We start from the raw sequence: 25741 nt of genomic DNA, 5'->3' as shown, positions 1-25741 counted from the left end.
CCAGACGCGGGTCGGCCAGATTGACGTAACGGCGCACGAATTCCGGTGCGTTCGGGTCTTGCGGGGCGAGGGCCATGCCAACTCCTTGATACTCGGTATTGTCTGAAACGGTGTCGATCCTACGTCGCGCCGATCCTCCGGGCGCTCAACGCGCGGATCAGTCGCGCACGAGATCCTGCAAACGGAAACCCGCGATACGGAAAATCTGGCGAAGGCACGCTTCGATCTCGTCCGCACGGCTGTTCTCCAGCCGCTGCGCGAAGTTCTCGATGATGCTGCTGCGCGTGTGCCCTCGCACGGCCAGGATGTAAGGAAAGCCGAACTTGGTCTTGTAGGCGTCGTTCAACTCGGTCAGACGCGCAAACTCCTGCGCGCTGCACTGATCCAGTCCGGCGCCCGCCTGCTCACGCGTCGATTCCGCCGTCAACTCGCCACGCACCGCCGCTTTGCCCGCCAACTCCGGGTGGGCACGGATGAGGGCAAGCTGCGGCGCTTCGCCGGCATCGATGACGGCCTGACACATCGCGTCGTGCAACGCCTCGACGGTGGCGAACGGACGGTCTTCCCAAGCCGCTTCGGCCACCCACGGGGAATGCTCGAAAATGCCGTCGAGTGCGGCGATGAACTCGGCGCGCGGCAGCGCCGACAACTCGGCTACGGTTCGTTGGGTCATAGGCAACGGGGCATTCATTCACTGCTCTCCTGGAGAACAAAGGTGGCGCCCCGCCGCGCGCTACGCGCAGCCCGATGACGCCTGTCGGATTCCAATGTCGATGCCGTCCACCGCGCCATGGGGGCACGGCAGTCCGGCGAACCGCTTCTCGCTCAACCTGTCGATCGACGTCGATCAGGTCGCCACGAACGGGTGACGTTCTTGCCAGTGACGCGCCACGTCGATGCGTCGGCACACCCACACGCGGTCGTGTTTCTCGATGTGATCGAGGAACCGCTGAAGCGCCGCGAAACGGCCGGGACGCCCCAGCAAGCGGCAATGCATGCCGATCGACAGCATCTTCGGCGCTTCCTCGCCCTCGGCGTACAGAACGTCGAATGCGTCGCGCAAGTAATGGAAGAAGTGGTCCGCCGTGTTGAAGCCCTGCGGCGCCGCGAATCGCATGTCGTTGGAATCGAGCGTATACGGCACGACCAGATGCGGTTTTACGTCGCCATTGCTGGTCTGCACCTGCGTCCAGAACGGCAGATCGTCGCCATAGTTGTCGGCGTCGTAGACGAAACCGCCCTGCTCGACCACGAGACGACGCGTGTTCGGGCTGTCACGGCCGGTGTACCAACCCAACGGCGCGCTGCCTGTCATTTCCTTGAAGATGTCGATGGCGATACGCATATGCTCGCGCTCGGTCGCTTCGTCCATGTTCTGATAGTGAATCCAACGCCAGCCGTGGCACGCAATCTCGTGCCCGAGTTCCTGAAACGCTGCGGTCACGTCCGGGTGGCGCTGCATCGCCATCGCCACGCCGAATACGGTCAGCGGCAACCCGCGACGCTCGAACTCGCGCAGAATACGCCACACCCCCGCGCGCGACCCGTACTCGTATATGGATTCCATGCTCATGTGGCGGGCCTCATAGGCTGCCGCACCGATGATCTCGGACAGGAACTGCTCGGACGCGCGATCCCCGTGCAGCACGCAATTCTCACCGCCTTCCTCGTAATTCAGCACGAACTGTACGGCGATTCGCGCACGCCCCGGCCAGTCGGCAAACGGAACGTGACGGCCATAGCCGATAAGATCGCGGGGATAATCCTTGGCGTTGGTGCTGTTGCTGGCCATGATGTCTTGGCATCCTTCTGATGGCGGAACGATCGAAGCAGTGTAGCCAAATACGGGGGGGCTAAACATAGCCATATTCAGATATTCAGCCTGCGCTTTACCATATAGTCGCCTGTGCCGTGCGCGCACGACGCCCCCGAAATCCCCCGCCGGCACGCCTCGCCACGCGGGTGGCCGTCGTCGTCCGGTCGCTGTCAATTTGATTGAAACGCCCGTCAAGCTGTGCTCAACACACGCAATTCGCTCGCTTCACACGTGTTAGACGCTTTCCTGCGGGAAGAAAAAAAGCACGCCGGGCCGTCGATTCGACCCGGCGTGCTTCTGTGTCCGGCTTTTTCCGCGCGCATGGCCGCGCGGCCCCGCCGTCATGCGCCGATATAGGGATATCCCGTAAGCGTCAGCGTGACCTTTGCACCCGAGGTCTGCAACCGGGCCTGCCCGCCGACCGGCAGCGTCAGCTTGTCCGGACAGTGCCCGAACGGCATGCCGGTCACGATCGGAATGCCGATCACACGGCGCATGCTCTCGATCATGGTCGCCATGTCGTAGCCGTTGTCGTAATCGGTGATCCGGTACTGCGAAAAATCGCCCAGCACCAGCGCGCGCTGACGCGCCAGAATCCCCGTCTGATGGAGCTGATACAGCATACGCTCGACACGGAACGGTGGCTCGTTCACATCCTCGACGAACAGCACGCCGCCGTCGATCTGCGGCAGATATCGTGTCCCGATCAGACTGCACACCATCGCCAGATTGCCGCCCCACAGCGTGCCCGACACGTCGATGTCGCCGCTCGCGCCATCCCCCGCCCACTGCACCTCGTGACTCGGCGAATGCAGTACCGATTCGAACTGGGCGACGGTGAAATCGCTCAGCGTTTCGGCGCCGAAATCCGCCAGCAACATGGGACCGGCAAACGTGATCGTGTGCGCCTGCGACAGCAGCGCCAGTTGAATCGCGGTGAAGTCACTATGCCCGACGATCGCGACCGGGGCATTGCAAAGGCGATCGTGAAGCGCGCCGTAGTCGAGGCGATCGAGCAGATGCACGGCCCCATACCCGCCGCGCATCGCCATCACGATCTCCGGTAGCGGATGGTCGCGCCGCGCGAGATGGTTGATCTCCTCGACGCGTTCATCGTCCGTGCCGGCGAAGCGTAAGTAACGTCGCGACAGCACCTCACGATTGCTCACGGTGTAGCCCAGAGCCTCCAGCGTTGCAACGCCGCGCGCGGCAACGTCGGCATACGGCGCGTAACCCGAGGGGGCGATCAGTTCGACAAGCTTGGTCTGCGTCAATTGGAAGATTCCGATGGGGGAACGGAGGACTCGCCTGCCGCTTCGTCAGCAGCGCCGGCGGCCGGCGACAAGCGACGCGCCTTGGCTGCCGCGCGCCGCTCACTGAAAAAAGTCTGGAGAATGCCGACGCACGCGTCGCGCATCACCCCACCCACGACGACGGCATGGTGATTCAGACGCGGTTCCGCAAACAGATCGACGACGCTGCCGCACGCCCCCGTCTTGGGATCGGCGGCGCCGTAGACGACCCGCTTGATGCGCGCGTGCATGATCGCGCCCGCACACATCACGCACGGCTCCAGCGTGACATACAACTCGCAGTCGGGAAGCCGGTAGTTGCCCAACGCCTGCGCCGCGGCGCGCAACGCCTGCATTTCGGCATGCGCAGACGGATCGTGACCGCCCACGGGGCAGTTGTGCCCGACGGCCACGACCTGCCCGTCGCACACCACGACGGCGCCGACCGGGACCTCTCCCTGCTGCATCGCGGCGCGAGCCTGCTGGAGCGCCAGCCCCATGTAGGTCTCGTCGGTCGCGGGTAAATCTCGATTCATGAAACGTTGACGAAAAGCCGCAGCGCGTCGCTCGTCCCCGATCATCCCGCAGGACATGCCACACACCGCGCAATTGGCCGAAACCGGCAATGCGCTATTCTCGCATAGCCCTCGCCAATCCAAAGGCTCCGCACAAACGCGCCCATAAGCACCATAACGCCGCGCCGGGCGGGAACATGGGGACGCGCAAACACGGGAATGTGGGCACGCCAAGAGGTCTTGCGCCGCAACAACCGTCCGTGTCGCCGCGAGTGCATCACGCGAGCGGGGGCGGCGATCGGCGCCACCCCCGACTCGGAACGCCCCGTCAAACGATGTCCTCGCCCGACGGCGTGGGCGCCGGACGCGGCTGCCGCAATGCACGCGCCGCCCGGCCGATGGCGTCGGCGCCGGACTTCGCCGCCCAATCGCCGGCCGCAGCGCCCGCATCGACCACCGCCCCGGTCGCTTTCACGCCCGCGCTCAATGCCGTTTCCACCGCACGAACCGACGTATCGACCGTGGCCGCCGTTGCGTTTGCCAGTGGCAGGACCACGTGCTTGCCCGTCGCTGTCGCGACGGCCGCCGCACCGCGTCCCACCGGGGCGGCGAGCGGCGCCATCTTCCCGGCCGTCCAGGCAACGCCCTGGCCCGTCGGCTTGAGCACATGCTCGTACGCCGCGCCACCCAGTTGTCTGACCCCGGTCCCGACCGGCTTCACCGCGTGATCGAACACGAACTGAGCCCCATCGGCTGCGCCTCGTCCCAGCGTCGTCAGGACCGGTGTCACGTAAGGCACCGTTTCAAGCGTAGCGGCCGTCGCCACAAGCATGGCGCCGACGGGCGCCAGCCCCTTGCCTGCCAGTTCCCTGCCGAGACCCGCGCCTTTATCCACGACATTTATCACGCTGCCAAGTCCCTGCGTCACGTGGTAGCCGAACGCAGCATTTCTGTCGCCATCGGGCCGCGCAATGCGATCCAGATCGGCAAGTGTCGTGTTTCCCGATTCGGCAATCTTCGAGAGCATGCCGCTTTGCTTGCCTGCGTCGTTGGTCCGGCGGGCGTCCTTCTTCTCGCCGCCGTCGCCGCTCCACTTCTCCGCCGCCATCGCCGACGTCATGCTGATGACTTCGGTCGGCGTGGAATACAGCAAGGTGATGAGTTGGTCGAGCGAGCTGGAAATATAGCCATTGTGTTCGAGCAGCGACAACACGAGGCCGATGGTCGCCGCGATCTCGCCGCCAGTGGCCATCGAGCGCACGAGCGTTCCGGGTCCGCGTGCTGCGCGCACCGTATTCATGGCCAATTCGCTGACGTGCTTTCGAACGTCGGCAACGTCCGGCGTCGGAATCAGGCCGCGCGCCATGAGGTGGAGCTTGCTGTCGACCAGCGCCCGATGCTCGTGCATCACTTCCAGCGGCACCATCGCCCCGGCCGTCCATGTCGCCAGCAGATTCGTGAACTGCTTCGCCACGAGCAGGCCGACCGCCAATTCGCTGTGCCCGGCTTGTCGCGCAGCGACTGCCAGCTCCCGCACATAGTTGTTCGCGATAGACCCGATTGCGGTGACCAGGCCCGAGAATGCGGCCCCCTTGAGGTCGCTCACGGTATCGCCGAGATTGTCCGGGAAGAAGTTCTTGCCTTTGAGAACTTCCGCCAGACGCTTCACGACCATCGAATCGAACGTGTCGGCAAGCAGCGGCGTGAGCGCATCGACCAGCGGGCCGGCCACCTTGCGCGTCTCTTCGCTCATGCCGGCCTTGACTCGTGACCAGACCCCGTAGTCGAAGGTCGCACCGAGCGTGCCGGTCCCGCCGATACTCGCGCCCAGACCGTAGAGATGGCCGCTATTGAATTCCTTATGGTTTGCCAACGAAAGCAGCGACATCGCGCCGAAATCGTTGCGAAATTTATCAAGGCGCGCAGCACGCTCGGGACTGTCGGCGCCTTGCGCCGCAGGGGTGAGCGCAGCTTGCATCCGATCGCCGAGTGCCGCGTTGGGCGTGACAACGATACGGATACCGATCTGACGCAGGAAATCGCCCGGATGTCGGGACGAGTCGGACATCGTCGCCTGAGGCGTGAAGGCCGCAGCGCCGCGGTCGATGGCGTCGCGCAACAGGTCGGTCGCGAGAATGGGATTACCGCCGGCGAGCTTCATGAACTCGCGCATCTTCTCGGGCAACTGTTCGTCCCACGCGATCTCGATTGTCGCGCCGGCGGGAATCTCCAAGTCACGGACCAGCTCCGGATCCAGTTGCGACACGAGATCGAGCACGCTCTGCACGCCATGGTCCTGCTCGCACACCAAGCGGCCTCCGACCTGCGTTAGCGATCCCCCGCAAGGCGGGGGCATCTGAAACGCCACCTCGTTGTCCGAAGCAGCAGGCGTGCCCGATGTCGCTGAACGCGCTGAACGCTCTGAACTCTGCGAACTCGCTGAACTCGCGGAGAGCGTGGTCGCAGTGGAAAGCCTTCGCTCGCCCGCGCCTGGCAGCGAGGCCGTACGGGCGCGCGGCGTCGAGGCGGGCAAGCTCTCAGTGGAACGACGTGGCTTGAGCTCTGCCAGTGCCCCGGCCTCGGCTTCGAAACGACTGCCGCCCGCCGCACTGTCCGACGGCTTGGCGGTTTGCGGCACAGGGGCCGTGGTGGGTTCATGGATTTCGGCCTGAACTGGCGACGGCGGACGAGAAATCGTTTTCATCTCGAAACTCCCAGGGGGGTGGACTCGCGGCAGAGCTTACGTCGCGGTCGCTTTTTCAATCCCGGGAAATCAGGAAGTGATGACGCCAGATACGAACGCCATGTTTTCGCAGTTTTTTTGTCCCCAGTAAAATGGGACACAGGAAAGGTAACTGACCGCAACCTGATGTCACGACCTTTCCGTCGCCCACTACGACGGCACCGCCTGGGATGTGTCTGCGCTCGTGTCTGCGCTCGCATATCGGCTCGCATATCGGCTCGCTTCACTGCTCTGCTTCACTGCTCTGCTTCACTGCTCTGCTTCACTGCTCTGCTTCACTGCTTTGCTTCACTGCGCCGCTTCACTGCTACTTCGCGGCGTGATGCCTGCGAAGCGCCAACCCCATCCCGATCGCCTCGATCGCACACGACTCCCGAGCATGCGGCGTTGACGAAAAACCGCAGCGCATCGCCCGTCTCCGATCCCTCCCGCAGGACATGCCACACACCGCGCATTTGGGCCGAAACCGGCGATGCGCGATCTCGCATACGCGTCCATCGTCCACGCCATGCAGTGCGTGCAACCACCCGGCAAGCGCCGCACCGGCGCTCGCTTCCGTCGACACGACATGGCTTCGCGCCAGTGCCGGCGACCGATGCGCGTGTCGGTTACAACTCGACGCGTCCACCAGACAATGCTTAGGTCATTTCATGTCAAACCCAAAGATCCCAAGTCGGAGCGGCTACCCCGCCGCCGACACCTCCGCCATCTCGCCCCATTCCGGCCAGAACGCGACGCACGAATCGATGCCGACAGGATCGGCCTCAGCCCCCTCGACACGCGATGTGCCCCACGCACTGTCTTCGCTGCCTGCACGGCCTGCGCCGAGGGCCCGGCCCGGCGAGACCAGTGCATCGCCGGACGCGACGCCGTTCCCCAAGCGCAATTTCCAGAAGGGCGATCTCGTGTACGGCGTCGAGAAAGGCCTCGATGGCGGTATCGGTCGCAAGCACTACATCGACTACCGGTTCCGCGCCCGCATGACGCCATGCCGGATCGACGACTTCCGTATCCTCAAGAACGAGCAGGCGCTTGCGCCGAAGATGCCGGAGGCCGACGAGCAATCCTTCCGGGAAACGCTCAGCCACCATGAAAAGTACTCGAACGCCCTGGGCGGCCAGGACAACAGCGCCGTTCGCCGAAAGGTCAAAGGCGGGCTGGAGTGGGCGACGCGCGTGGCCGACAAGCATGTGCATTTCGTACTCGACTCGCTCGACATCGACGCCGTCGTCAACAAGAATTTCTCCGTCGACGTGCCCGCCGACGCCAGCGACAACCTCGCGCCGGGAGAGACGAAAAACCGCGCTTATACGGGTGCGGAGCTGCGTTGGGTGTATCGAAACAGAGAAGATCCGCGCGTGCAGAAAAACGTCCACTTCTGGATGAATCGCCAGCAGGTGCCGCCGCCGTGGCAGGAGTACAAGAAGGAATCGATGGTGATCGCCGACGACGGTCCGCAATATACGACCGAAACCGTGGACGTGGACAAGCTGTGGCGCAACTACGTGCCGAAGCGCAAGCCGGATTTACCGGAGTGAGACCGGACTGACTGTCTGCGCCGATGGAGCCCGCCGCCGCGGTGAAACGCAAAATGTCGCAAGCCTTTCGCAAGGATTCGACGGCGGCTCGCGGCGGGGCTCAGAATGCGGCGCGGGAGAGGAAACCGAGATCCTCGCGGGCCATCGCCTTGATCTCGTTGCGGGTCGTGAGGATGTGCGCTTCGAGCATCGCCACGACGGCAGCCACGTCCCGACGCCGGCATGCCGCCAAAATCTCGTAGTGATCGTGCTGCGGCTTCTCTTTGCCGGTGGCTTGCGACATCGCGAGATGCGAATACCGATCGGTATTCAGACAATACTCCTCGATCAACACCCGCAGACGCCGGTTATTCGCAGGGGCCGAGAGCGCCAGATGGAAACGTCGGTTGTACTCGGCCCACTCCGAGACGACTTCCGACGCCGAATAATCGGCCAGAATCTGCTCCATTACCTGAAAATCGCGCTCCGCCATGTTGGGCACGGCCAGCTTGGCTGCATGGCATTCGAGCGCCACACGGATGTCGAGCATCTCGCACAACTGTTCGAGATTCATGCTCGCCACCGTCGCACCACGGTTCAGATGGTGCGTGACCAATCCCTCCGCTTCGAGTTGCCGTAACGCTTCACGCACCGGCACACGGCTCGAATTGAAACGCTCCGCGAGCGCTTCCTGACGCAATTGAAATCCACCCGGAAGCACGCCACTCAAGATCTCGTCTCGAAGCGTGTCGCGGATGGCCTGATGAAGGGCTTGGGGTCCGGGGGTTCGCATATGGCGCGATTAGAGCATATTTTTTACCCACATTGCGATTCTGGATCCAATCATATAGCATTGGATCCAATATATTATTTTGGATCCAAAATCGCCAGGTTTTGTCTGGCGCAAAACGGTTCCATCAGGGGAGACAGCAGGTTCGGCGGCGACGGCCGTCGGGCGGCCGCTCGCCTGAGCGTCGCCGCCGACATGTGGACGCACGGTCATCGGTCAAGCGCACTTTCTTGCAAGCTCAACTGACTTTTTTCGGGGGAAAACCATGTCATTGAAAGTTCGTAAGCTGATCGTTCCCGGCGCCATCGCGCTCGCTTTTGCATCCCACGTCCACGCTGCGGACGACACCGTCCATATGGGCGCGGTGCTCTCGCTCACCGGGGCGAACGCCACGGTCGGTGAGGACGTACGCCGCGCCGTCGCCCTCGCCGTCGAGAAGGTCAACGCGCAGGGCGGCGTGATGGGCAAGAAGTTCGACGTCATCGTCGAAGACTCCGGCGGCAATGCGACCACGGCATTGAACGCCGCGCGCAAACTCGCCACCGTCGACAAGGTGCCGGTCGTGATCGGGGAATACTCCTCCGGCATCACGCTGCCGATGGCGCAATACCTGGTGAAGGAAGGTGTGACGCACATCAACATCGCCAGCACCAGCGTGAAGGTCAGAGAATTGGGCGCGACGTCGTTCAACCTGATCGGTCTGGAAAATCTCGGCAACCAGTTCTCGGCTGCCGACGCCTGGGCGCTGGGCTACCGGAACGTCGCGCTGATCGCGCCGAACAACGCCTACGGCCAGGGCGTGGCGCACGGCTTTCGCGAGGAGTTCGAAAAACTCGGCGGCAAGGTCGCCACGGAACTGCTCTACACCGCCGGCCAGTCGACCTATCGCCGCGAACTGCAACAAGCCTCGCGCAGCAACCCGGACGCTTATATCTACACGGCCTACGGTCAGGAATCCGCGGTGCTCAACCGTGAAGCCTTCGAACTCGGCCTGAGGCAGAAGCCCTGGTACGCCATTCTGCTGTCGATGAGCCTGTCGGATACGCCGGCGAACATTGCCAACAGACAACTCGGCATGGAAGTCGGGTCGGTTCAGGGCACGACCGGCAAGCGCTACATCGACGCATTCCAGGCGAAGTACGGTCAGGCGCCGAAGACGTCGTACACCGGCTACGCTTATGACGCCGTCATGCTCACCGCAGCCGCCATCAACAAGGCGAAGTCGACGCAACCGGCCGCCGTTCAGGCCGCCCTCAAAGAGGTCGGCAAGCAATTCGCCGGCGTGACCGGCCCGATCTCGTTCGACGCCGAGCGCCAGCGCATCGACCCGCCGTACGCGAAACTCAAGTACGACGGCAAAGTGGTGCCGCGCTGATCGCACCCGACATCGCTGACACGGCATCAGGTCGTCTCAGGGGGGCGTCCGAATGCGACGACTACCGGCAACGCCATTTCAAGCGTAGCCGGTAACGTCCGCCGCCGCCACGCGCCCGACGATCTCGCGCGACCGTCGGATGCACTGCGACGTTCATGAAGACACGCCCCCAACCTGGTGCCTACGTCGGCGCCAACGCACCACCGCGGATTCCTTCCATGCTCCAACTTCTCGTCGATACGCTGTTGCGCGCGTCCGACCTGGCTCTGGTCGCCCTCGGGTTGTCCATGGTCTACGGACTCGTCAAGTTCCCTAACATCGCCCATGTCCAGTACGCCATGGCCGGCGGCTACGTCACCTATGCGACGTTCGCCCTCGGCATGCCGCTGGTGGTGTCGCTCGCCATCGCGGCGCTCGCCATCGGCGTACTCACGCTGGCGATGCACCGCCTCGTTTTTCGCAAGCTGCTGCGCGGCGGCCCGGCCATCGCGATGATCGGCTCGCTTGCCGTCTCGATGCTCGTCATCGCCGTTTGCCAGGGGGTCGCCGGCTCGTTCCCGAAGATGTTCAATCTGCCGCTCACGCCACCGATGGTGATCGGCGATGCCCGCATCACCGAAGTGCAGTTGTATGCCGTATCGACAACGCTGGCCCTGCTCGTCGTGTTCGCGTCGATCCTCTTCTATACCCGTGCCGGACGCGCCATGCGCGCGCTGGCGACAAACCCGTCGCTCGCCGCCGCATCGGGGCTGAATGCGGAATGGATCACGCGGGGGGTGACATTCGCCTCCGGCGCCATCGCCGGCCTCGGCGGCGGGCTGCTTGCGCTGTCGGCCGGCGCCCACGTGCAACTCGGCAACGACATGCTGCTGCCGGTGTTCGCCGCCGCGATCCTCGGCGGGCTCGGCAATCCGCTCGGCGCCGTGGCCGGGGCCGTGCTGATCGCCCTGACGGAAACACTCGTCACCAACCTGAACTTCGGACCGATGCTCGGCAAGGCAGTCGCCTTCCTGCCCGTCGGCTACATCAACGCCGGCGCGTTCCTCATTCTGCTGCTGGCGCTGCTCTTCAAACCGTACGGGCTGTTCGATCGCGAGGTGCGCCGTGTTTGAATTCATCGTCGCCACGCTCACCGTGGCAGGCATCTACGGGATCATGGCCCTCGGCCTGAACCTGCAAGCGGGCTATGCCGGCCTGCTCAACTTCGGCCACATCGCGTTCGCAGGACTCGGCGCCTATGCCACCGGCATCACGATACAGGCAGGCGGCTCGGCGCTCACCGGCATGGCGATCGGGGTGCTTCTTGCAGTCGCGCTCGGCGCAGGCATCGCCCGGTTGGGACGCCACCTCGGCGCCGACTACTGGGGCATCGCCACACTCGCCGTTGCGGAAATCCTGCGTACGGTCGCCACGAACGAGGGCTGGCTCACGGGCGGCGCGAACGGCATCAGCCCGATTCCGATGCTCTTCGACACCCTGCCCCGCCCCTACGACTCGCTGGCGTTTCTCGCGCTCGTTCTGGCAGTCCTGATCGGGTTCACCTGGCTGACGAAGCGACTCGCCGACGGTCGGTTCGGCCGTGCACTGCGCGTGATGCGCGAGGAGCCGAAGCTTGCCGCCTGCTTCGGGTACAACCTGCGCTCGCTCAAGTCGCGCGCCGTGATGACCAGTGCGGCCGTCACCGCCGTGGCAGGTTCTCTCTACGCGCATTACATGAGTTTCACCGGCCCCGATTACCTGCTCTCGTCCGAGACGTTCGCGCTGTGGACCCTCCTGATGATCGGTGGCATCGGCAACGTGTGGGGCGTGCTCGTGGGCACTGCCGTCGTGCAGGGTGCGTACACGTTGGTCCCGTTCGCCAAGGACTATCTGCATTTCAGCTCGGACAGCGCAGGAGCGCTGCGTCTGGGGGTCATCGGCCTGATCCTGCTCGCGTGCCTGATGTGGCGCAGCGAAGGTCTCGTGCCGGAAAAACTGAGGAAGATGGCATGACACATCCCGTCAAACCCTTGCTGGAAGTCCGCGCCGTGGCCAAGGCATTCGGTGGCAACAAGGTGCTGCAAGACGTGACGTTCGACGTCATGCCCGGCGAGATCGTCGGGCTGCTCGGCCCGAACGGTTCGGGCAAGAGCACGCTGCTCAACACGATTACCGGCTTCGAGCGTCTGGATGCCGGCCGCATCTCGCTCGACAACCATCGCATCGACACGCTGCGCGCCGACCGAATCGTCGCGCAAGGCGTGGCGCGCACCTTCCAATTGCCGTCGATGCCCGCCCGGATGTCGGTCATGGAAGTGGCCATGGCGGCGGCCACGGCACATCACGGCGTGTTCGCTACGCTGCTGCGCACACGTGGTGCGCGAGACGCCGAAGCCGCCGCCCGCGCCAAGGCGAGCGCGTTGCTCGATGAACTGCTGCTCACCCGTGTGCGCGATCTGCCGTCGAGCGCGCTATCGGGCGGTCAGAAGAAGTTGCTGGGGATTGTGTGCGCGCTGATGGGCGCACCGCGAATGGTCATGCTCGACGAGCCCGCTGCCGGCGTGCATCCGAATCTCCGACGCGACATCGTGGCTGCGCTCAAGCGCCTGAATGCGCAAGGCATGACGCTCGTCGTCGTGGAACACGATATGCATTTCATCCGCGAGCTGTGCACCCGTTGCATCGTGCTCGATCGCGGACACATCGTGGCGAGTTGTCACCCGGACGATCTGTCGTCCAACGAACGGGTTTTGCAGGCGTATCTTGGCAGCGGCGCACATCGTGCCGCCCCCGGCGCCCGCGTCAGAGACACGGAGTGCGCATGATTCACATCGACAACGTAGTGGCGGGTTACACCGCCGAGATCGACATCCTCAAGGGGATGACACTGCATGCGGCCGAGCGGGAAATCGTCACGCTGCTCGGCCCGAACGGGTGCGGCAAATCGACGCTGCTCAAGACGATCGCCGGCTTCCTGTTGCCGCGCGAAGGCCGCATCGTGCTCGGGGACACCGACGTCTCGCAAGTGCCTGTCCATCGAAAGATCCGCACCTGCGGCGTGGGGTTCGTGCCGCAGACGGACAACGTCTTCGGCACGCTCACGATCCGCGAAAACCTTCAGGTCGGCGGCCACTACCTGAGCGACAGCGAGTGCGCACGGCGCATTGACGAACTGTGCGAGCTTTACCCCGTGCTCGGCCGCAAGCGCAACGCGCCCGCGGCCTCGATGTCCGGCGGCGAGCGGCAGATTCTGGCGCTCGCGCGCGCGCTCATGCCGCGACCGCGTTTGCTGCTGCTCGACGAACCGTCTGCCGGGCTGTCGCCCAAGGTGCTGCATGAAGTGTTCGACGCCATCGTTCGCGTGCGCAATCAGGAGGGCGTGACGATTCTGATGGTCGAACAGAATGCGATGGAAGCGCTCCGAATTTCGGATCGCGCCTACGTACTGTCGATGGGCGCCGTCGCGCTGACCGGCGCGGCCAACGCCATGCTGGAAGACGAACAGGTGCGGGAGTTGTATCTGGGCGGCCGGGCGGCCTGACCTCCGCCCGCCATTGCCCTGATGCCGGTCGGGTCACGGCGCGCAGCGACATTGCGCGCCGTGACCCCACCAGCGCACGGCGCGCGATGGTGCTGTCTGTCGGCCTACCCGGCCTACCCGACCTGATCGGCTTACTTGCCCGCCCGCGCTTCGGCCAGCGCAATGGTCAGATGCGCGACCTTTTTCTTGAGCGCGTCGCGCTCGGCCGTCATGGCCTTCAGTTCTCTGGACAGTCGCGTCAACTCGTCGGACGGGTCTGCGCTCATGTCCCACGGCGGCGTACCGTCATCCTCCTCGACGATAGCGTCTTCCTTCTTCTTGCGCGGCTTGACCGGACGCGTCTCGCGCACCGAACGCGCCAGTTCGCGCAGTTCCTGCTTGCCCGCCACTACCGCCGCGACCTGCGCCGCCTGCGGCAGCGTCGACACGGCGGCGGCAGCGTTGATCGACACTTCACCACGCTTGACGGCGTCCACCAACTCCGGCGCCGCTGCGTTGTGGATCTGTTCGATCTGCCCCAGCGTGTTGCTCGACAGACGCGCCGCCCGAGCCAGCGCCGCGCGCGTGAGCGCCATCGTATGCGCGGGAATCGACGACTTCGCCCCTTCGGGCGCGGACGCGTCGCTCACCGCCGGTGGGGTCTCCGGCGCCTGGACCTGCGCTGACGGCGCGGGCGATATCTCACGCGCCTCCAGAATCGTCTTCTTGCGCAACGCCAGCACACCGCGCTGGTAATCCGATACGCTACGGCGCCCGAGATGGTTGTCGATCATCCAAAGGTGAACGTCGTCCATCGACTGGAAAGCCGTGTTCTGAACCGTGCGGAATTCGATATCGTGCTTGCGACAGATTTCGTAGCGATTGTGCCCGTCGACCAGGACATCGCCCCACAGGACGAGCGCGTCGCGGCACCCTTCGGTGAGCAGGCTCTGTTCGAGCGCCGCATATTCGTCAGGCGTGAGGGGATCGATGTACGCCTTGAGTTCTTCGTTGATCTGGACTGTCATGGATGTGTGTGACGATGCCGCCGCACCCGGCGACGGCATGGGAATTCGTGGCAGGCGACATTATCGCTCGTTCGGCGGCAGGGCTGGCAAATCTCCCCCGGCCGACCCACGGCGTGCCGGTGAGCGGGTGAGCGGGCGATCAGGACAACACGCCGTGGTCCGTGAGAAACGCCTGAATACGCGCCAGACGCGCCACCGGGTCGTCCATGCCCAGCAGCGTCTCTTTCTCATGCGCCGGCAGCGGCAGCAATTCGGCCCATCGATCGGCCACCCAACCGCATTCGTCGAGCCGATAAGGCGGTGCCAACGGCAGCTTCGCCGCGCGCGCCGGATCGCGCTGCAAGCCGGCGATCAGCTTGCCCAATGTGTCTGCGCTGATCTGAAGCGTATCGGGAATGGCAACGTTAGCGTCCTCGGGCAACACGTGTGCTTCGCCCATCCAAAGGCCATATTTGCCGAGTTCGACGCTGGAGAGTCGAAACTTCGTCGTGCCACGGCACACCAGTTCGAGCAGTGCCGGCATCGGGGCACGCCAGTCGTCGATGCGCGCCATGGTGCCGATCATCGCGGGCTCCTCCACGCTGTCGGGCAGCCGCACCTCGCTGCCCTGCCGCAACACGACGACACCGAACTCGGTGCCATCGGCAAGGCATCGCTTGATCATGTCGAGATAGCGCACCTCGAAGATGCGCAAATGCAACACCCCAGCGGGAAACAAGGCGTTGCCGAGCGGGAAGAGCGGGATCTGGGCCATGCCGTATGATGACATGAAGTGACACCCGTGAAGTCACAGGGCCTGCGAAATCGACGGAAGCCCGGGCGACGGAAGCCCGGGCGACAGCGGCACAATGCGGCACAATGACCCCGCGCCTGTCCATCGGGCATCAGCGCAACCCTATCTCGGGCAGTGCCGCCGCCTCCTGTTCGAATCGCTCGATCAGGAAGTCGAGCAGCGCGCGCACACGCGGCACACGATAACGCGTGCGATGCCGAACGGCGTACACGCCCGCCTCCGTGGCGATGTAATCGGGCAGCAAAATCTTCAGTCGTCCAGCGCGCACATCGTCTGCGGCGTCCCACAGCGTCTTTCGGACGATCCCTCGTCCGTCGAGCGCCCAGCGGCGTGCAATGGTCCCGTCGTTCGTCTCCCACGCCTGCGCCATCGGCACCGTGAACTGCCACGTCGCTTCGTCCTTGCGGAAGTGAAACTCATTGAGCGGCCCCGAAGCCGTCACCAGCACGATGAACCGGTGCGTAGACAGCGCGTCGGGTGTCTGCGGTTCCCCATGGCGCGCCAGATACGCCGGCGACGCGCACAGCACACGGCACATCGGTGCGAGACGGCGCGCCACGAGCGTGCCATCCACAGGCTCGCTGAAGCGGATCGCGAGATCGACGTCGTCATGCACGAGATTGGAGATCGAGTCGGTCAGCGTGAGCGATAGCCGGACTTCCGGATAGCGCGCGACGAATTCTTCCAGCCATGGCGAGAGCTTGTGCACGCCGAAGTCGGTCGACGCAGACACGCGGATCTTGCCGCGAATCGCCTCACAGCCTGCCTGCAGCGCCGCCTCGCCGTCGTCGATGGCCTGCAACGCGACGAGACAGTGCGAGAGATAAACGCGGCCCTCCTCCGTCAACCGCAACTGGCGCGTGGTGCGTACGAATAGCCGCGTATGCAACGCCGCTTCCAGCTTCGCCAGCCGGGCGCTGGCTGCGGCTGGCGACAACCCCAGCTTGCGTCCGGCTGCGGAAAGGCTGCCGAGTGAAGCCGCCGTCGTGAACAAACGCATGTCCCCTAGCCTATCGGTCGCCATTTTCTATCTGGATTTGAAAGTCATTCAAATTGGCGACAGATTATCAAATATCAGCAGCATCGTCAGACTACGCCACATCGTCCCGACTGGGACATTTCTGTTTGACGACCGACCATGTCAGTTTCTTCCGTTACCCCGACAACCGTCGCGCCCCACGCCGAGCGCACGCCCTGGGCCTCGCTCACCGCATTGATGCTTGCGACCTTCGTCGCCGCAGCGAACGAAACGGTCCCAGCCGGACTGCTGCCCCAACTGGCCGAGGGTTTTCGCATTTCCGAATCGTGGGCAGGCCAGATGGTCACGCTCTGTGCGCTGGGCGCCGGCCTCGGCGCCGTGCCGCTTACCGTGCTGATGCATCGCTGGTCGCGCCGGACGGTGCTTGTCGTCGCATTGCTAGGCTTCACCGTGTGCAATGCCGTGACGGCGCTGTCGTCGGACTTCACCTTGACGCTCGCCGCACGCTTCGTCGTCGGTCTGGCGACGGGCGTGGCCTGGAGCGAAATCGCGACCTACGCCCGGCGTCTCGTCGATCCCTCGCGCCAGGGGCGCGCCCTCGCGTACGCCATGCTCGGCATTCCGCTGGCGCTGGCCGTCGGGGTGCCCGCAGCGACGACTCTCGGCCACCTCATCGGCTGGCGCTGGGTCTTCGGCGGCTTGTCGGCGTTCGCCGTCACGCTCGTGGGCTGGATGTTGCTGATCGTGCCGGAGGTCGCCAACGCGAACACAAACGCTCGCGACAGCGCCGAAAGTTCGGCGGCCCGTGCCTCCGTAACCGACGTCCTCCGATTGCCGGGCGTGCGTCCGGTGCTTGCGGTCGTCATGCTGTGGGTCATCGCGCACTACACGCTTTACACGTACATTGCACCGTTTCTTGCGTCCTCCGGCATGAGCGGACGGCTCGCCACGATCCTGTCGACGTTCGGTATCTTCACGCTCGTCGGACTTTGGGGGATTGGTCTGTGGGTGGATCGCTGGATGCGCAGACTCGCCCTGACGGCGCTGGCGACATTTACCGCGGTGATCGTCGCCTTCGGGATCTGGCCGACGTCGTGGCCGATGCTCGCCGCCAGCGCGGTGCTGTGGGGACTGAGCTTCAGCGGTGCACCGACGATCCTCCAGACGGCGCTCGGCGATGCGGCAGGCGAGCACGAAAACGTGGCGCAGTCCATGCTCGTGACCGTCTTCAATCTGTCGTTCGCCGCCAGTGGTGTGCTGGGTGGTGCGGTGTTGGCGACGTGGGGCGCTGCGGCCCTGCCTCGGGTGCTGGTGTGGCTGGCGCTCGCCGCCTGGGGCGTGGCGTTTGCCGCCAGGCGACATGGCTTCGCGCGACGCATTCGTCCGTGATGGCGACTCGCGGCGCCACCGGCACGGCAATATTGATGGCCCTCGTCAAGCCGGTCTCAACGGCCGGGCGACGGCCATCGCTGCTTGACGAGCCACTCATGCACATCCGCGATCTGGGTCGCATGACGCGTACGACGCGGATACACGATGTAGAAACCGGCCCCCGTACGCAATTCGGTATCGAATAACCGCACGAGACGGCCTGCCGCAATTTCCGTAGCCACGAAATCCCGATGCGCAAGCGCCAGTCCCTGCCCCGCAACGGCGGCGTCGACGGCGAGCGCCGTCTGGTTGAAGCGCACATTCTTGGCCGCCGACAGTGGCGCCTTCGGTAACGCGAGCTCAAGGAACTGCGGCCATGCGTTGTGAGCGTCGTGCAGCAATGCGTGCCCCCGCAGATCCCCCGTCTTGCCGGGATGCCCCGCGTTGGCGATAACGCTCGGAGACGCCACGGCAATCTGCACTTCCTCGAACAGCGGCTCGACGACGAGTCCGCCACCGAATGGCGGACGTCCGTAGCGCACGGCGAGGTCGACCGCATCGGCATGAAAATGCGAGAGCCGGTCCGTCGCGAGAATGCGCAGATCGATATCGGGATGGGTTTCGAGGAATGCGGGCAGTCGCGGGATCAGCCATTTGGACGCAAAGGTCGGCGTCACACTGATCGTCAGACGCAACGGTTCCGGACGCAGCGCCTGCGTCGCCTCCGTCAACATTTCGAATGCGCGGCGCACACCGCCGGCATAGCGCCGCCCGTTCTCGGTGAGCGACAGCGCACGGGGATGCCGCGTGAACAGCTTCATCCCCAACTCCGCTTCGAGGCCGCGCACCTGCTGGGCAACCGCTCCCTGCGTCACACCCAGTTCCTCGGCGGCGAGCCGGAAATTGAGATGCCGGCTCGCCGCTTCGAAAGCACGCAGCGCATTCAGCGAGGGCAAGCGGCCAATGGCGTCGGTCATGGTGCGATGGTGTAGTTTTTCTACTGTATCGAGCGTTGAAATCTGATTCGTCGCGCCGGTGCCGCGATGGTACGCTGTCGCACATGAATGACGAGCGCTGGCGACCATTGGGGTGAGCGTCGGCATATCCGGAGGATAGCAGCATGACAGTAGAAAAAGTGGCGTTGATTACGGCAGGCGGTAGCGGCATGGGCGCAGCGGCGGCGCGACGTCTGGCGGCAGACGGCTTCAAGGTCGGCATCCTGTCGTCGTCCGGCAAAGGCGAGGCGCTCGCAGCCGAGCTGGGCGGCGTGGGCGTGACGGGATCGAACCAGTCGAACGATGCCCTGAAGCAGTTGGTGGATCTGGCGATGGAGCGCTGGGGACGTATCGATGTACTTGTCAACAGCGCCGGCCACGGTCCGCGCGCCGCGATCCTCGACATCAGCGACGACGACTGGCATCGCGGTATGGACACGTATCTGATGAACGTGATCCGCCCCACCCGACTCGTCACGCCGATCATGCAGAAGCAAGGCGCGGGAGCGATCGTCAACATCTCCACGGCATGGGCGTTCGAGCCCAGCGAGATGTTCCCGACCTCGGCCGTGTTCCGTGCTGGCCTGGCCTCGTTCACGAAGCTGTTCGCGGACAAGTACGCGAAGGACAACGTGCGTATGAACAACATTCTGCCGGGCTGGATCGACAGCTTGCCGCAGCAGGAGGCACGCCGGGAAAGCGTGCCGATGCAACGTTATGGCACGGCCGAGGAAATCGCTGCGACGGTCGCGTTCCTCGCCTCCGACGGCGGCGGGTACATCACGGGGCAGAACATTCGTGTGGATGGCGGGCTCACGCGCTCGGTCTGACCTCCCGCAAGCCTCCGACGGGCGACGGCTTGCGTCGGCGAAGCCGTCACCGTCGGTGCGCGTCTCGCGATGCGGCCCTTACCTTTGTGCCTCCCAGGGCCCCTTAGCGTCCCATAGCCCCCGGGCCTCAGGCACCGCGCAGTCGCGCTCAGCCAAGCTCAGCCAAGCTCAGTCTTGCTTAAGCAGAAACGGCAACGCTTCGGCAAGCAGCGTATCCGGCGCTTCCTCTGCGATGTAGTGACCGCAAGGCAGCGGATATCCTCGCACGTCGGACGCCACGCGCTGCCACTCTGCCAACGGCGTGAAGCAGCGGTGCACCACGCCCTGCTCGCCCCAGAGCGCGAGCACGGGCATATCGAGTTGACGTCCCGCCTCGCGATCCGCGCGGTCGTGTTCGAGATCGATCGTGGCCGCCGCGCGGTAATCCTCGCAAACGCCGTGCGCCGCGCCCGGCAACGACAAACACCGCTGATACTCCGCCAGCGCACGCGGATCGAACGGTGCCAATCCGGCGCTACGTCGCCCCATCACATCGCGCAAATACGCCGCCGGGTCGGCTTCGATCAGGCGCTCGGGCAGCGGCGCGGGCTGAATCAGGAAGAACCAGTGCCAGTAGGCCCGCGCGAAGGCGTCGCCGGCCTGTTCGTACATTGCGAGTGTCGGCGCGATGTCGAGTAGCACCAGACGCCGGACCACCTCCGGATGATCCGCCGCGAGCCGGTGCGCCACGCGCGCCCCCCGGTCGTGCGCCAGCACCGAAAACGACGTATGCCCCAATGCCTGCATGGCCGCCACCATGTCCTGCGCCATGACACGCTTGCTGTACGCGACATGCGCCGCGTCGCCGGGCGGCTTGGCGGAGTCGCCGTACCCGCGCAGATCGGCCAATACCAGCGTGAAGTGCTGAGCGAGCGCCGGCGCGACCTTATGCCAGATGGCGGACGTCTGCGGGTGTCCGTGCAACATCAGAAGTGCGGGCCCGCTGCCGCCGGTCAGCGTGTGGATGTGCTGGCCGTCGGGCGTCGGCAGGCGATAGGCGGTGAATCCGGGGAAGAGTGCTTGGGAGGTCATAGGCCCTTTTCTACCGTCACGTACGGTGCGGGTTAAAGCGATGGGATGAGTGAGTCGGGGTGGACGAAATCACAGAGGAAATCACGAGGAATGGCGGTGTCTCATGCACATCCTATATTTGATGCAAAACGACATAAAGTGACTCAGAATCACTTCATTGTTAAACATGAGGTACGAATCGTCATGCCAGTAGACGGCTTTTCTGATCTTCGCTTTTTCGCTGCGCTCATGAAAGAGGGCAGCATGGCCGCTGCCGCTCAGCAAATGGGAATTACGCCACCGGCGGTGAGCCGTCGGCTGGCGCAACTGGAGCATCGGCTCGGCGTGCGATTGCTGCATCGTACGACCCGACGCATCAGTCTCACGCCGGAAGGTGAGATGTATTTGCAAGACGGCGCGCGAATCCTCGGCGAGCTGGAAGCGTTGGAGCATGCGATGACCGGGGCGCAGACGTCGCCCCGGGGCCTGCTCCGGCTGGCCGCGACGCTCGGTTTCGGACGCACACACATCGCGCCGGCGCTCTCGGCGTTCGCACGTGCGTATCCGGAGGTCGAGATCCAACTGCATCTGACGGACCGGCCGGTGAATCTCGTCGAACAGGGCTTCGACGCCGCGATCCGTTTCGGCGATATGCCCGACTCGCGTCTCACGGCGCGGCGGTTGATGCCGAACGCCCGGGTGCTGTGTGCCTCGCCGGCCTATCTGGCCTCGGCGGGCGCGCCGGTGACGCCCTCTGCGTTGGCGGCGCATCAATGCATCGTGATTCGCGAGAGCGACGAGACGTACGGCACGTGGCACTTCCGGCAGGCGGATCGTCAGGAGACGGTCAAGGTACGCGGCATGCTAAGCACCAATGACGGCGCGGCCGCCACCACCTGGGCGCTCGACGGACATGGCATCCTGATGCGCTCGATGTGGGACATCCACCCTTATCTGGCATCGGGCCAACTACGCGCCGTCATGACGGACTGGTCGCTGCCCGCCGCCGATATCAAGCTCATCTATCCGACGAAAAGTCATCTGTCCGCCAAGACGCGCGCGTTGGCGGACTTTCTGGTGACATGGTTTCGCGACGTCGCGCCGCCGCAAAAGGCGTGATGGCGTAGGGGCGTCAATACACGATGGCAAGCCTTCGCGCCATGGATCGCCCTGGCGCCATCGCCGCAACGCAGAGGCGCCTGCGAAATTCGTCTGAAAGTGGTCGAAGGTCGTCTCGGAGATGCCGTGCCGCCGACACAGCTCCTTGATCGCCATTCATCGGCTTCTCGCAGGAAGCCAATCGTCTGCGTTGGGGGAGACTCGAAGAACCGCTCGATCCGCAGTGCTGAAAAAAAATTCCGAAAAATCCGTATCGAAACGCTTGACCTTCCCCCGGTAGGAATCTTTACGATCGGCGGGTCAGTGCATGCGAGGCCATCAGTCCAGCATGGACCGACTGGCGCTCCCCCGGCAACGATGCGCGCGGCGTATCCCGCAGGGGCGGCGAACAGATTGACTGACTGTCATTTCCGCCATTTCTTCGTCAAACACAAGCGCTACGGTAAAAGCATCGTGAAGTTGCCCGCGATTTTCGTTCGTCACGCAGTCGCCTGGCTGATACCCTTCCTGGTATTGATCGCCAGTGCGTCAGGGGCGGCGTACGCTTGCCCGCCGCACGCCGGCGCCATGCAAGACGGCGTGGCAACGGCTCAGATCACGGCGTGCGCGGACGACCATCAACCGGCTGCGTGTGCGAATCATTGCGCGAGTGCACAGCGTGTTACCGCGCACGACGCGTCGTTCGCCGAGAGCGGCGACGCGCCACCCGCGCTTCCCGCCGTCAAGATTGCGGCAGGTCCGACGATTGTGCTGCGCACCGATGCGCCGGTTTGGCACGTCAGCACACCGGCGCATCCCCCCCTCCCTACCTACCTGCTGACGGCCAGGTTAAGAATTTGATTTCCCCGGGCGATGCAGTGCTACCGCCCCAATCCCTTATCGCATCGCTCGACTCGACATCAGGACGCCGCTGAGCCGTCTCGATGATCGACGACTGCAAAAAACACATTGTTTTCGGGAAATCAAACATGAAATCGATTCAAATTTTCGTAGCGCTCGCACTCGCGGGTCTCACGGCGTCCGCCTTCGCCGGACCGAACTGGGAAGTGATCAATCAAGCCCGTCAGGCGAGCGCGCACGCGCACCTGACGGCCGCCGCGCAGGTGGCCGGTCACGCGTCCGCAGATGAGACGTGTGCACAGATGATGAAGGGTATGTCCGGGCATACGATGCAGCCCACTACCGCAGCGAACCCGGCGAATCGTGACGCCTCGGCCTTGTTCGGTGAGCGAGTGAAGGATAGCGACGCGACAACGCTCGTGCGCGTGAGCGCCGGTGACAAGGCTATCCCCGTCGTCGCGGGAGACAGCGTGCTTTTCGACTTCGGATCCACGTCGGCGGCATGGCATTTCGCACCTCAATCGACGGGTGGCGCCATTCGACTCGGGCTGCTGCTGCCCGACGTTCCCGCCGCTCAGGAGATTTGGGTCTACCCCCGTGCGAGCCGGCTCGACGCCGGTCATTGAATCGGTGACGCTCCGTCATTGACGACGCACGCAAGGCACATATGAGCGCGACACGCCTTGCTGTGCGCTGGGAGGGCATCATGATTGCCGATGCCCTCTCGGCGCTTTATGCGCCCCCTCCACGCCCCGCCAGCGCTTTGACCGCAGGGCCGCAGCACCTGAACGTGACGACGACCGTGACCTGCGCGCAAGCACGTTGCCGAATGCAGTCAGTCTGCGCCGAGCCGCGCTTCCAGCCGACAGGAACTTCGTCTGCGTTCCCCGTCAATTCTTCAATGTTCGGTAGCCAGCCTTGTGGGCCGATCGGCATTCGTCACTGCGCAAGAAACCCGCCGTCCACCGGCAACACGTGACCCGTGATCATGGAAGCGGCCGCGCTGGCGAGAAACAGGATCGCGTTTGCGACCTCGCCAGGCTTTGCGAGACGGCGCATCGGCGTCAGACGTTCCACTGCCGCAGTGAACTCGGGGTTCGACTGGAGCGAGGCGATCAAATCCGTCTCGACCCAGGTCGGAGCGACGGCATTCACTCGCACACCGGCGCTGGCCCACTCAACGGCCAGCGCACGCGTCATGTTCACCACAGCGCCCTTGGTCGTCTGGTACGAGATGTTGGGATAGAGGCCGCCGCCGGACAGTCCCATGATCGATGCCACATTCACGATCGCGCCCTTTCCTTGCACCGTCATCGCACGGCCCGCAGCCTGTGCGCACAGGAAGGCACCCGTCATGTTGACGTCGACGACCCGCTGCCAATCGGCCAGCGACAGTTCGGTCGTCGGCCGGCGAATCGCAATCCCGGCGTTGTTCACCAGAATGTCGATCCGGCCTTCGTCTCGCCGGATCGCGGAGAAAACGCCATCGACCGCAGCTTCGTCCGTGACATCGAGCGGGTGCGCGCCTGCCACTCCGGCGACTTCGTCCGAACAGGCTTTCACGGCGTCGCCATCGCGATCGAGAAGATGGACGATCGCCCCCGCCTGGATAAAAGCCTCGGCAGTCGCCCGGCCGATGCCACGTGCGCCGCCCGTGATCACCGCAACGGCACCGTCAAGGCGGAATGTTTCCTGTGTCATGCATGGCTCCACAAATTTTTCCAAAGCGCTGCCGCACCGCTGCGTCGCAGCCGTGAGGGGCGGAACGGTTCAGCAGGGTCCGGGCCTTCAAAATTGCGGCTTTCCGGAGGCTTGCGGAATCGGCCGCCTCTGCTTATGGCTTACCGACGAAGAAAACCCACGAGGCGTTCAAGCGCCGGTTGCAGGCGTTCTTTACCGGCCGCAAAGCACAGCCGGCACCAGCCCTCACCGTCCTTGCCAAAGGCGATACCGGGAGCCACGCCCACGCCCGTTTCAGCCAGCAGCCGCTGCGCAAATGCCAGCGAATCCGACATACCTTCCGGGCGAAAGAACGCGTAGAACGCGGCCTGAGGCGGCATGAGCGTCACCCCCGGCACATTTCCGAGGGCCGCGATGATCAATTCGCGCCCCTGGGCGTAGCGCGCACGGTTATCGCGCACGATATCTTCGCCCTCGCGCAGCGCGACGATCCCGGCCTCCTGAATGAAGACAGGCGGATTGGAAGTGTTGGCCTCGTTGAGCTTGGCGAGATGAGTGCCGAGCCAGGGTGGCGTCACGAGCCAGCCCAATCGCCAACCCGTCATGTTCCATGCTTTCGAGAAGCTGTTGATCGAGATCACAAGATCGTCGGCTTGTGCGAAGTCCAGCACGGACACCGAGCAGTCGGTGTCATAGACGATACGGTCATAGACCTCGTCGGCAATGAGCCACAGATTCTTGCGGCGCGCCAGGTCCAGCAATGCCTTCGTATCCTCAGCGGTCGCCATCCACCCCGTAGGATTGCTGGGGGAATTGAAGAAGATGGCGCGAGTGCGTTCATCGCACTGGCGCGCTATTTCGTCGATATCGAGGAACCACTCACCTTCGTGCGCTTGCAGGCTCACGCAGCGCACGTCCGCACTCATGACTTTTGCAGAGGTGACGCAATTCGGCCAAACCGGCGAAACCATGACGATGTTGTCGCCCGGGTTCAACAGACACTGCATGATGATCATGATCGCGTTCACGCCTGACGGCGTAATCGTGATGCGGTCGCTGTCCACTGCCACGCCACGCAGATGGGAGATGTAACGTGCGATCTCTTCGCGCAACGCCGGGAGTCCACGGTTTTCGCCGTAGAACGTCCGGCCGGCGCGAAGCGCACTGACCGCCGCTTCGCAGATGAAATCAGCCGTTGGCTGATCTCCCTCGCCAAACCAGAGTGGCAAGACGTCCGGTTTATTGAATCCGGCATCCGCCACCTGGCGAATGGGCGATGTGGGCATCTCGGCGATGAGAGGCCGGATGGGCAGCGATTGATGTGATTTCAACTCTTGTCTCCAGAAACCTGCGAGCAATGAAAGGCGGTAAATCCGAGTGTGTTTTTCCGAGTGCGTTTTATCGCCAAAATTATAAATTTCGACACACGCAAGATCCTTGCAAAATGGAGACCGATCTTGCGAAGCATCCCGCGATTCGCTAGCATCTAGCTTCACAGTGGAGTTTCAT

Annotated in this window: 24 protein-coding genes; 11 read left to right on the top strand and 13 right to left on the bottom strand. The window is 64.0% G+C overall.

Annotation, left to right across the window (positions count from 1 at the left end):
* Positions 1-157: 157 nt before the first annotated feature.
* From uraD to PAN31108_RS14630, 5 genes are all read right to left on the bottom strand, one after another.
* Positions 158-673 carry a 2-oxo-4-hydroxy-4-carboxy-5-ureidoimidazoline decarboxylase gene (uraD, locus tag PAN31108_RS14650; RefSeq protein ID WP_370819654.1) on the bottom strand — a complete coding sequence of 172 codons (516 nt, stop codon included), beginning with the start codon at positions 671-673 and terminating at the stop codon, positions 158-160.
* 174 nt (positions 674-847) lie between these two features.
* Positions 848-1792 (bottom strand): allantoinase PuuE, encoded by a 945-nt coding sequence (puuE, locus tag PAN31108_RS14645; protein ID WP_150669546.1) that lies wholly within the window; start codon positions 1790-1792, stop codon positions 848-850.
* 365 nt (positions 1793-2157) lie between these two features.
* On the bottom strand, positions 2158-3090 hold the full coding sequence (gene ldcA, locus PAN31108_RS14640; protein WP_150669545.1) for a muramoyltetrapeptide carboxypeptidase: 933 nt from the start codon (positions 3088-3090) through the stop codon (positions 2158-2160).
* Positions 3087-3644: a tRNA adenosine(34) deaminase TadA gene (gene tadA, locus PAN31108_RS14635; protein WP_150669544.1), complete on the bottom strand. Its 558-nt coding sequence runs from the start codon at positions 3642-3644 to the stop codon at positions 3087-3089. Before tadA ends, ldcA begins: the two co-directional genes overlap by 4 nt.
* Before the next feature lie 307 nt (positions 3645-3951).
* Positions 3952-6327, bottom strand: a complete 2376-nt coding sequence (locus tag PAN31108_RS14630) for a hypothetical protein (RefSeq protein ID WP_150669543.1) — start codon at positions 6325-6327, stop codon at positions 3952-3954.
* A 689-nt stretch (positions 6328-7016) separates the two neighbouring features.
* On the opposite strand from PAN31108_RS14630, the gene PAN31108_RS14625 reads away from it, so the two are divergent.
* Positions 7017-7904: a hypothetical protein gene (locus PAN31108_RS14625; protein ID WP_150669542.1), complete on the top strand. Its 888-nt coding sequence runs from the start codon at positions 7017-7019 to the stop codon at positions 7902-7904.
* A gap of 100 nt (positions 7905-8004) precedes the next feature.
* On the opposite strand, the gene PAN31108_RS14620 is transcribed toward PAN31108_RS14625, so the two are convergent.
* Entirely contained in the window at positions 8005-8676 is a 672-nt protein-coding gene (locus PAN31108_RS14620; RefSeq protein WP_150669541.1) for a GntR family transcriptional regulator, read from the bottom strand.
* A gap of 262 nt (positions 8677-8938) precedes the next feature.
* Between PAN31108_RS14620 and PAN31108_RS14615 the strand changes: the two genes are divergently transcribed.
* From PAN31108_RS14615 to PAN31108_RS14595, 5 genes are all read left to right on the top strand, one after another.
* On the top strand, positions 8939-10048 hold the full coding sequence (locus PAN31108_RS14615; protein ID WP_150669540.1) for an ABC transporter substrate-binding protein: 1110 nt from the start codon (positions 8939-8941) through the stop codon (positions 10046-10048).
* 218 nt (positions 10049-10266) lie between these two features.
* Positions 10267-11160: a branched-chain amino acid ABC transporter permease gene (locus PAN31108_RS14610; protein ID WP_150669539.1), complete on the top strand. Its 894-nt coding sequence runs from the start codon at positions 10267-10269 to the stop codon at positions 11158-11160.
* Positions 11153-12040 (top strand): branched-chain amino acid ABC transporter permease, encoded by an 888-nt coding sequence (locus tag PAN31108_RS14605; protein WP_150669538.1) that lies wholly within the window; start codon positions 11153-11155, stop codon positions 12038-12040. The genes PAN31108_RS14610 and PAN31108_RS14605 overlap by 8 nt, the downstream gene beginning before the upstream one ends.
* Positions 12037-12852 carry an ABC transporter ATP-binding protein gene (locus PAN31108_RS14600; RefSeq protein WP_150669537.1) on the top strand — a complete coding sequence of 272 codons (816 nt, stop codon included), beginning with the start codon at positions 12037-12039 and terminating at the stop codon, positions 12850-12852. Before PAN31108_RS14605 ends, PAN31108_RS14600 begins: the two co-directional genes overlap by 4 nt.
* Positions 12849-13568, top strand: a complete 720-nt coding sequence (locus PAN31108_RS14595; protein ID WP_150669536.1) for an ABC transporter ATP-binding protein — start codon at positions 12849-12851, stop codon at positions 13566-13568. Before PAN31108_RS14600 ends, PAN31108_RS14595 begins: the two co-directional genes overlap by 4 nt.
* A gap of 131 nt (positions 13569-13699) precedes the next feature.
* Here the strand turns inward: PAN31108_RS14595 and PAN31108_RS14590 are convergent, their stop codons facing one another.
* From PAN31108_RS14590 to PAN31108_RS14580, 3 genes are all read right to left on the bottom strand, one after another.
* A complete protein-coding gene (locus PAN31108_RS14590; RefSeq protein ID WP_174994987.1) occupies positions 13700-14575 on the bottom strand; it encodes a ParB N-terminal domain-containing protein in 876 nt (291 codons plus the stop codon).
* A gap of 139 nt (positions 14576-14714) precedes the next feature.
* Positions 14715-15329, bottom strand: coding sequence for an LON peptidase substrate-binding domain-containing protein (locus PAN31108_RS14585; RefSeq protein ID WP_150669559.1), 615 nt, complete (start codon positions 15327-15329; stop codon positions 14715-14717).
* 130 nt (positions 15330-15459) lie between these two features.
* Positions 15460-16392, bottom strand: a complete 933-nt coding sequence (locus PAN31108_RS14580; protein WP_150669534.1) for a LysR family transcriptional regulator — start codon at positions 16390-16392, stop codon at positions 15460-15462.
* Between the two features lie 114 nt (positions 16393-16506).
* Here PAN31108_RS14580 and PAN31108_RS14575 point away from each other — a divergent pair, with 114 nt between their 5' ends.
* Positions 16507-17736: an MFS transporter gene (locus PAN31108_RS14575; protein WP_150669533.1), complete on the top strand. Its 1230-nt coding sequence runs from the start codon at positions 16507-16509 to the stop codon at positions 17734-17736.
* A 56-nt stretch (positions 17737-17792) separates the two neighbouring features.
* Here the strand turns inward: PAN31108_RS14575 and gcvA are convergent, their stop codons facing one another.
* Positions 17793-18695, bottom strand: coding sequence for a transcriptional regulator GcvA (gene gcvA / locus PAN31108_RS14570; protein ID WP_174994986.1), 903 nt, complete (start codon positions 18693-18695; stop codon positions 17793-17795).
* Between the two features lie 143 nt (positions 18696-18838).
* Here gcvA and PAN31108_RS14565 point away from each other — a divergent pair, with 143 nt between their 5' ends.
* Positions 18839-19543, top strand: a complete 705-nt coding sequence (locus PAN31108_RS14565; RefSeq protein WP_150669532.1) for an SDR family oxidoreductase — start codon at positions 18839-18841, stop codon at positions 19541-19543.
* A 168-nt stretch (positions 19544-19711) separates the two neighbouring features.
* Here PAN31108_RS14565 and PAN31108_RS14560 read toward each other — a convergent pair whose 3' ends face one another.
* Positions 19712-20614, bottom strand: coding sequence for an alpha/beta fold hydrolase (locus PAN31108_RS14560; RefSeq protein WP_150669531.1), 903 nt, complete (start codon positions 20612-20614; stop codon positions 19712-19714).
* Between the two features lie 183 nt (positions 20615-20797).
* On the opposite strand from PAN31108_RS14560, the gene PAN31108_RS14555 reads away from it, so the two are divergent.
* The 3 genes from PAN31108_RS14555 to PAN31108_RS14545 all read left to right on the top strand — a co-directional run bounded on the left by PAN31108_RS14555 (position 20798) and on the right by PAN31108_RS14545 (position 23178).
* Positions 20798-21712 (top strand): LysR family transcriptional regulator, encoded by a 915-nt coding sequence (locus PAN31108_RS14555; RefSeq protein ID WP_150669530.1) that lies wholly within the window; start codon positions 20798-20800, stop codon positions 21710-21712.
* A 126-nt stretch (positions 21713-21838) separates the two neighbouring features.
* Positions 21839-22552 carry a hypothetical protein gene (locus PAN31108_RS26390; protein WP_174994985.1) on the top strand — a complete coding sequence of 238 codons (714 nt, stop codon included), beginning with the start codon at positions 21839-21841 and terminating at the stop codon, positions 22550-22552.
* A gap of 128 nt (positions 22553-22680) precedes the next feature.
* Positions 22681-23178, top strand: a complete 498-nt coding sequence (locus tag PAN31108_RS14545) for a CzcE family metal-binding protein (protein ID WP_150669528.1) — start codon at positions 22681-22683, stop codon at positions 23176-23178.
* Between the two features lie 313 nt (positions 23179-23491).
* Here PAN31108_RS14545 and PAN31108_RS14540 read toward each other — a convergent pair whose 3' ends face one another.
* The gene (locus PAN31108_RS14540) at positions 23492-24253 is read right to left on the bottom strand and encodes an SDR family NAD(P)-dependent oxidoreductase (RefSeq protein ID WP_150669527.1); all 762 of its coding nucleotides are present in this window, start codon (positions 24251-24253) and stop codon (positions 23492-23494) included.
* A gap of 140 nt (positions 24254-24393) precedes the next feature.
* Positions 24394-25728, bottom strand: coding sequence for a pyridoxal phosphate-dependent aminotransferase (locus tag PAN31108_RS14535; protein ID WP_217426307.1), 1335 nt, complete (start codon positions 25726-25728; stop codon positions 24394-24396).
* Positions 25729-25741: the final 13 nt, after the last annotated feature.

Origin of the sequence: Pandoraea anhela (genome assembly GCF_902459655.1) — a bacterium.
Lineage (GTDB): Bacteria > Pseudomonadota > Gammaproteobacteria > Burkholderiales > Burkholderiaceae > Pandoraea > Pandoraea anhela.
This window is presented reverse-complemented; position numbering and strand designations above follow the sequence as displayed.

Coding starts and splice junctions, on each gene's coding strand:
- uraD (WP_370819654.1), bottom strand. CDS start 673: ATGACCCAACGAACCGTAGCCGAGTTGTCGGCGCTGCCGCGCGCCGAG.
- puuE (WP_150669546.1), bottom strand. CDS start 1,792: ATGGCCAGCAACAGCACCAACGCCAAGGATTATCCCCGCGATCTTATC.
- tadA (WP_150669544.1), bottom strand. CDS start 3,644: ATGAATCGAGATTTACCCGCGACCGACGAGACCTACATGGGGCTGGCG.
- PAN31108_RS14630 (WP_150669543.1), bottom strand. CDS start 6,327: ATGAAAACGATTTCTCGTCCGCCGTCGCCAGTTCAGGCCGAAATCCAT.
- PAN31108_RS14625 (WP_150669542.1), top strand. CDS start 7,017: ATGTCAAACCCAAAGATCCCAAGTCGGAGCGGCTACCCCGCCGCCGAC.
- PAN31108_RS14620 (WP_150669541.1), bottom strand. CDS start 8,676: ATGCGAACCCCCGGACCCCAAGCCCTTCATCAGGCCATCCGCGACACG.
- PAN31108_RS14615 (WP_150669540.1), top strand. CDS start 8,939: ATGTCATTGAAAGTTCGTAAGCTGATCGTTCCCGGCGCCATCGCGCTC.
- PAN31108_RS14610 (WP_150669539.1), top strand. CDS start 10,267: ATGCTCCAACTTCTCGTCGATACGCTGTTGCGCGCGTCCGACCTGGCT.
- PAN31108_RS14600 (WP_150669537.1), top strand. CDS start 12,037: ATGACACATCCCGTCAAACCCTTGCTGGAAGTCCGCGCCGTGGCCAAG.
- PAN31108_RS14595 (WP_150669536.1), top strand. CDS start 12,849: ATGATTCACATCGACAACGTAGTGGCGGGTTACACCGCCGAGATCGAC.
- PAN31108_RS14590 (WP_174994987.1), bottom strand. CDS start 14,575: ATGACAGTCCAGATCAACGAAGAACTCAAGGCGTACATCGATCCCCTC.
- PAN31108_RS14585 (WP_150669559.1), bottom strand. CDS start 15,329: ATGGCCCAGATCCCGCTCTTCCCGCTCGGCAACGCCTTGTTTCCCGCT.
- PAN31108_RS14580 (WP_150669534.1), bottom strand. CDS start 16,392: ATGGCGACCGATAGGCTAGGGGACATGCGTTTGTTCACGACGGCGGCT.
- PAN31108_RS14575 (WP_150669533.1), top strand. CDS start 16,507: ATGTCAGTTTCTTCCGTTACCCCGACAACCGTCGCGCCCCACGCCGAG.
- gcvA (WP_174994986.1), bottom strand. CDS start 18,695: ATGACCGACGCCATTGGCCGCTTGCCCTCGCTGAATGCGCTGCGTGCT.
- PAN31108_RS14565 (WP_150669532.1), top strand. CDS start 18,839: ATGACAGTAGAAAAAGTGGCGTTGATTACGGCAGGCGGTAGCGGCATG.
- PAN31108_RS14560 (WP_150669531.1), bottom strand. CDS start 20,614: ATGACCTCCCAAGCACTCTTCCCCGGATTCACCGCCTATCGCCTGCCG.
- PAN31108_RS14555 (WP_150669530.1), top strand. CDS start 20,798: ATGCCAGTAGACGGCTTTTCTGATCTTCGCTTTTTCGCTGCGCTCATG.
- PAN31108_RS14545 (WP_150669528.1), top strand. CDS start 22,681: ATGAAATCGATTCAAATTTTCGTAGCGCTCGCACTCGCGGGTCTCACG.
- PAN31108_RS14540 (WP_150669527.1), bottom strand. CDS start 24,253: ATGACACAGGAAACATTCCGCCTTGACGGTGCCGTTGCGGTGATCACG.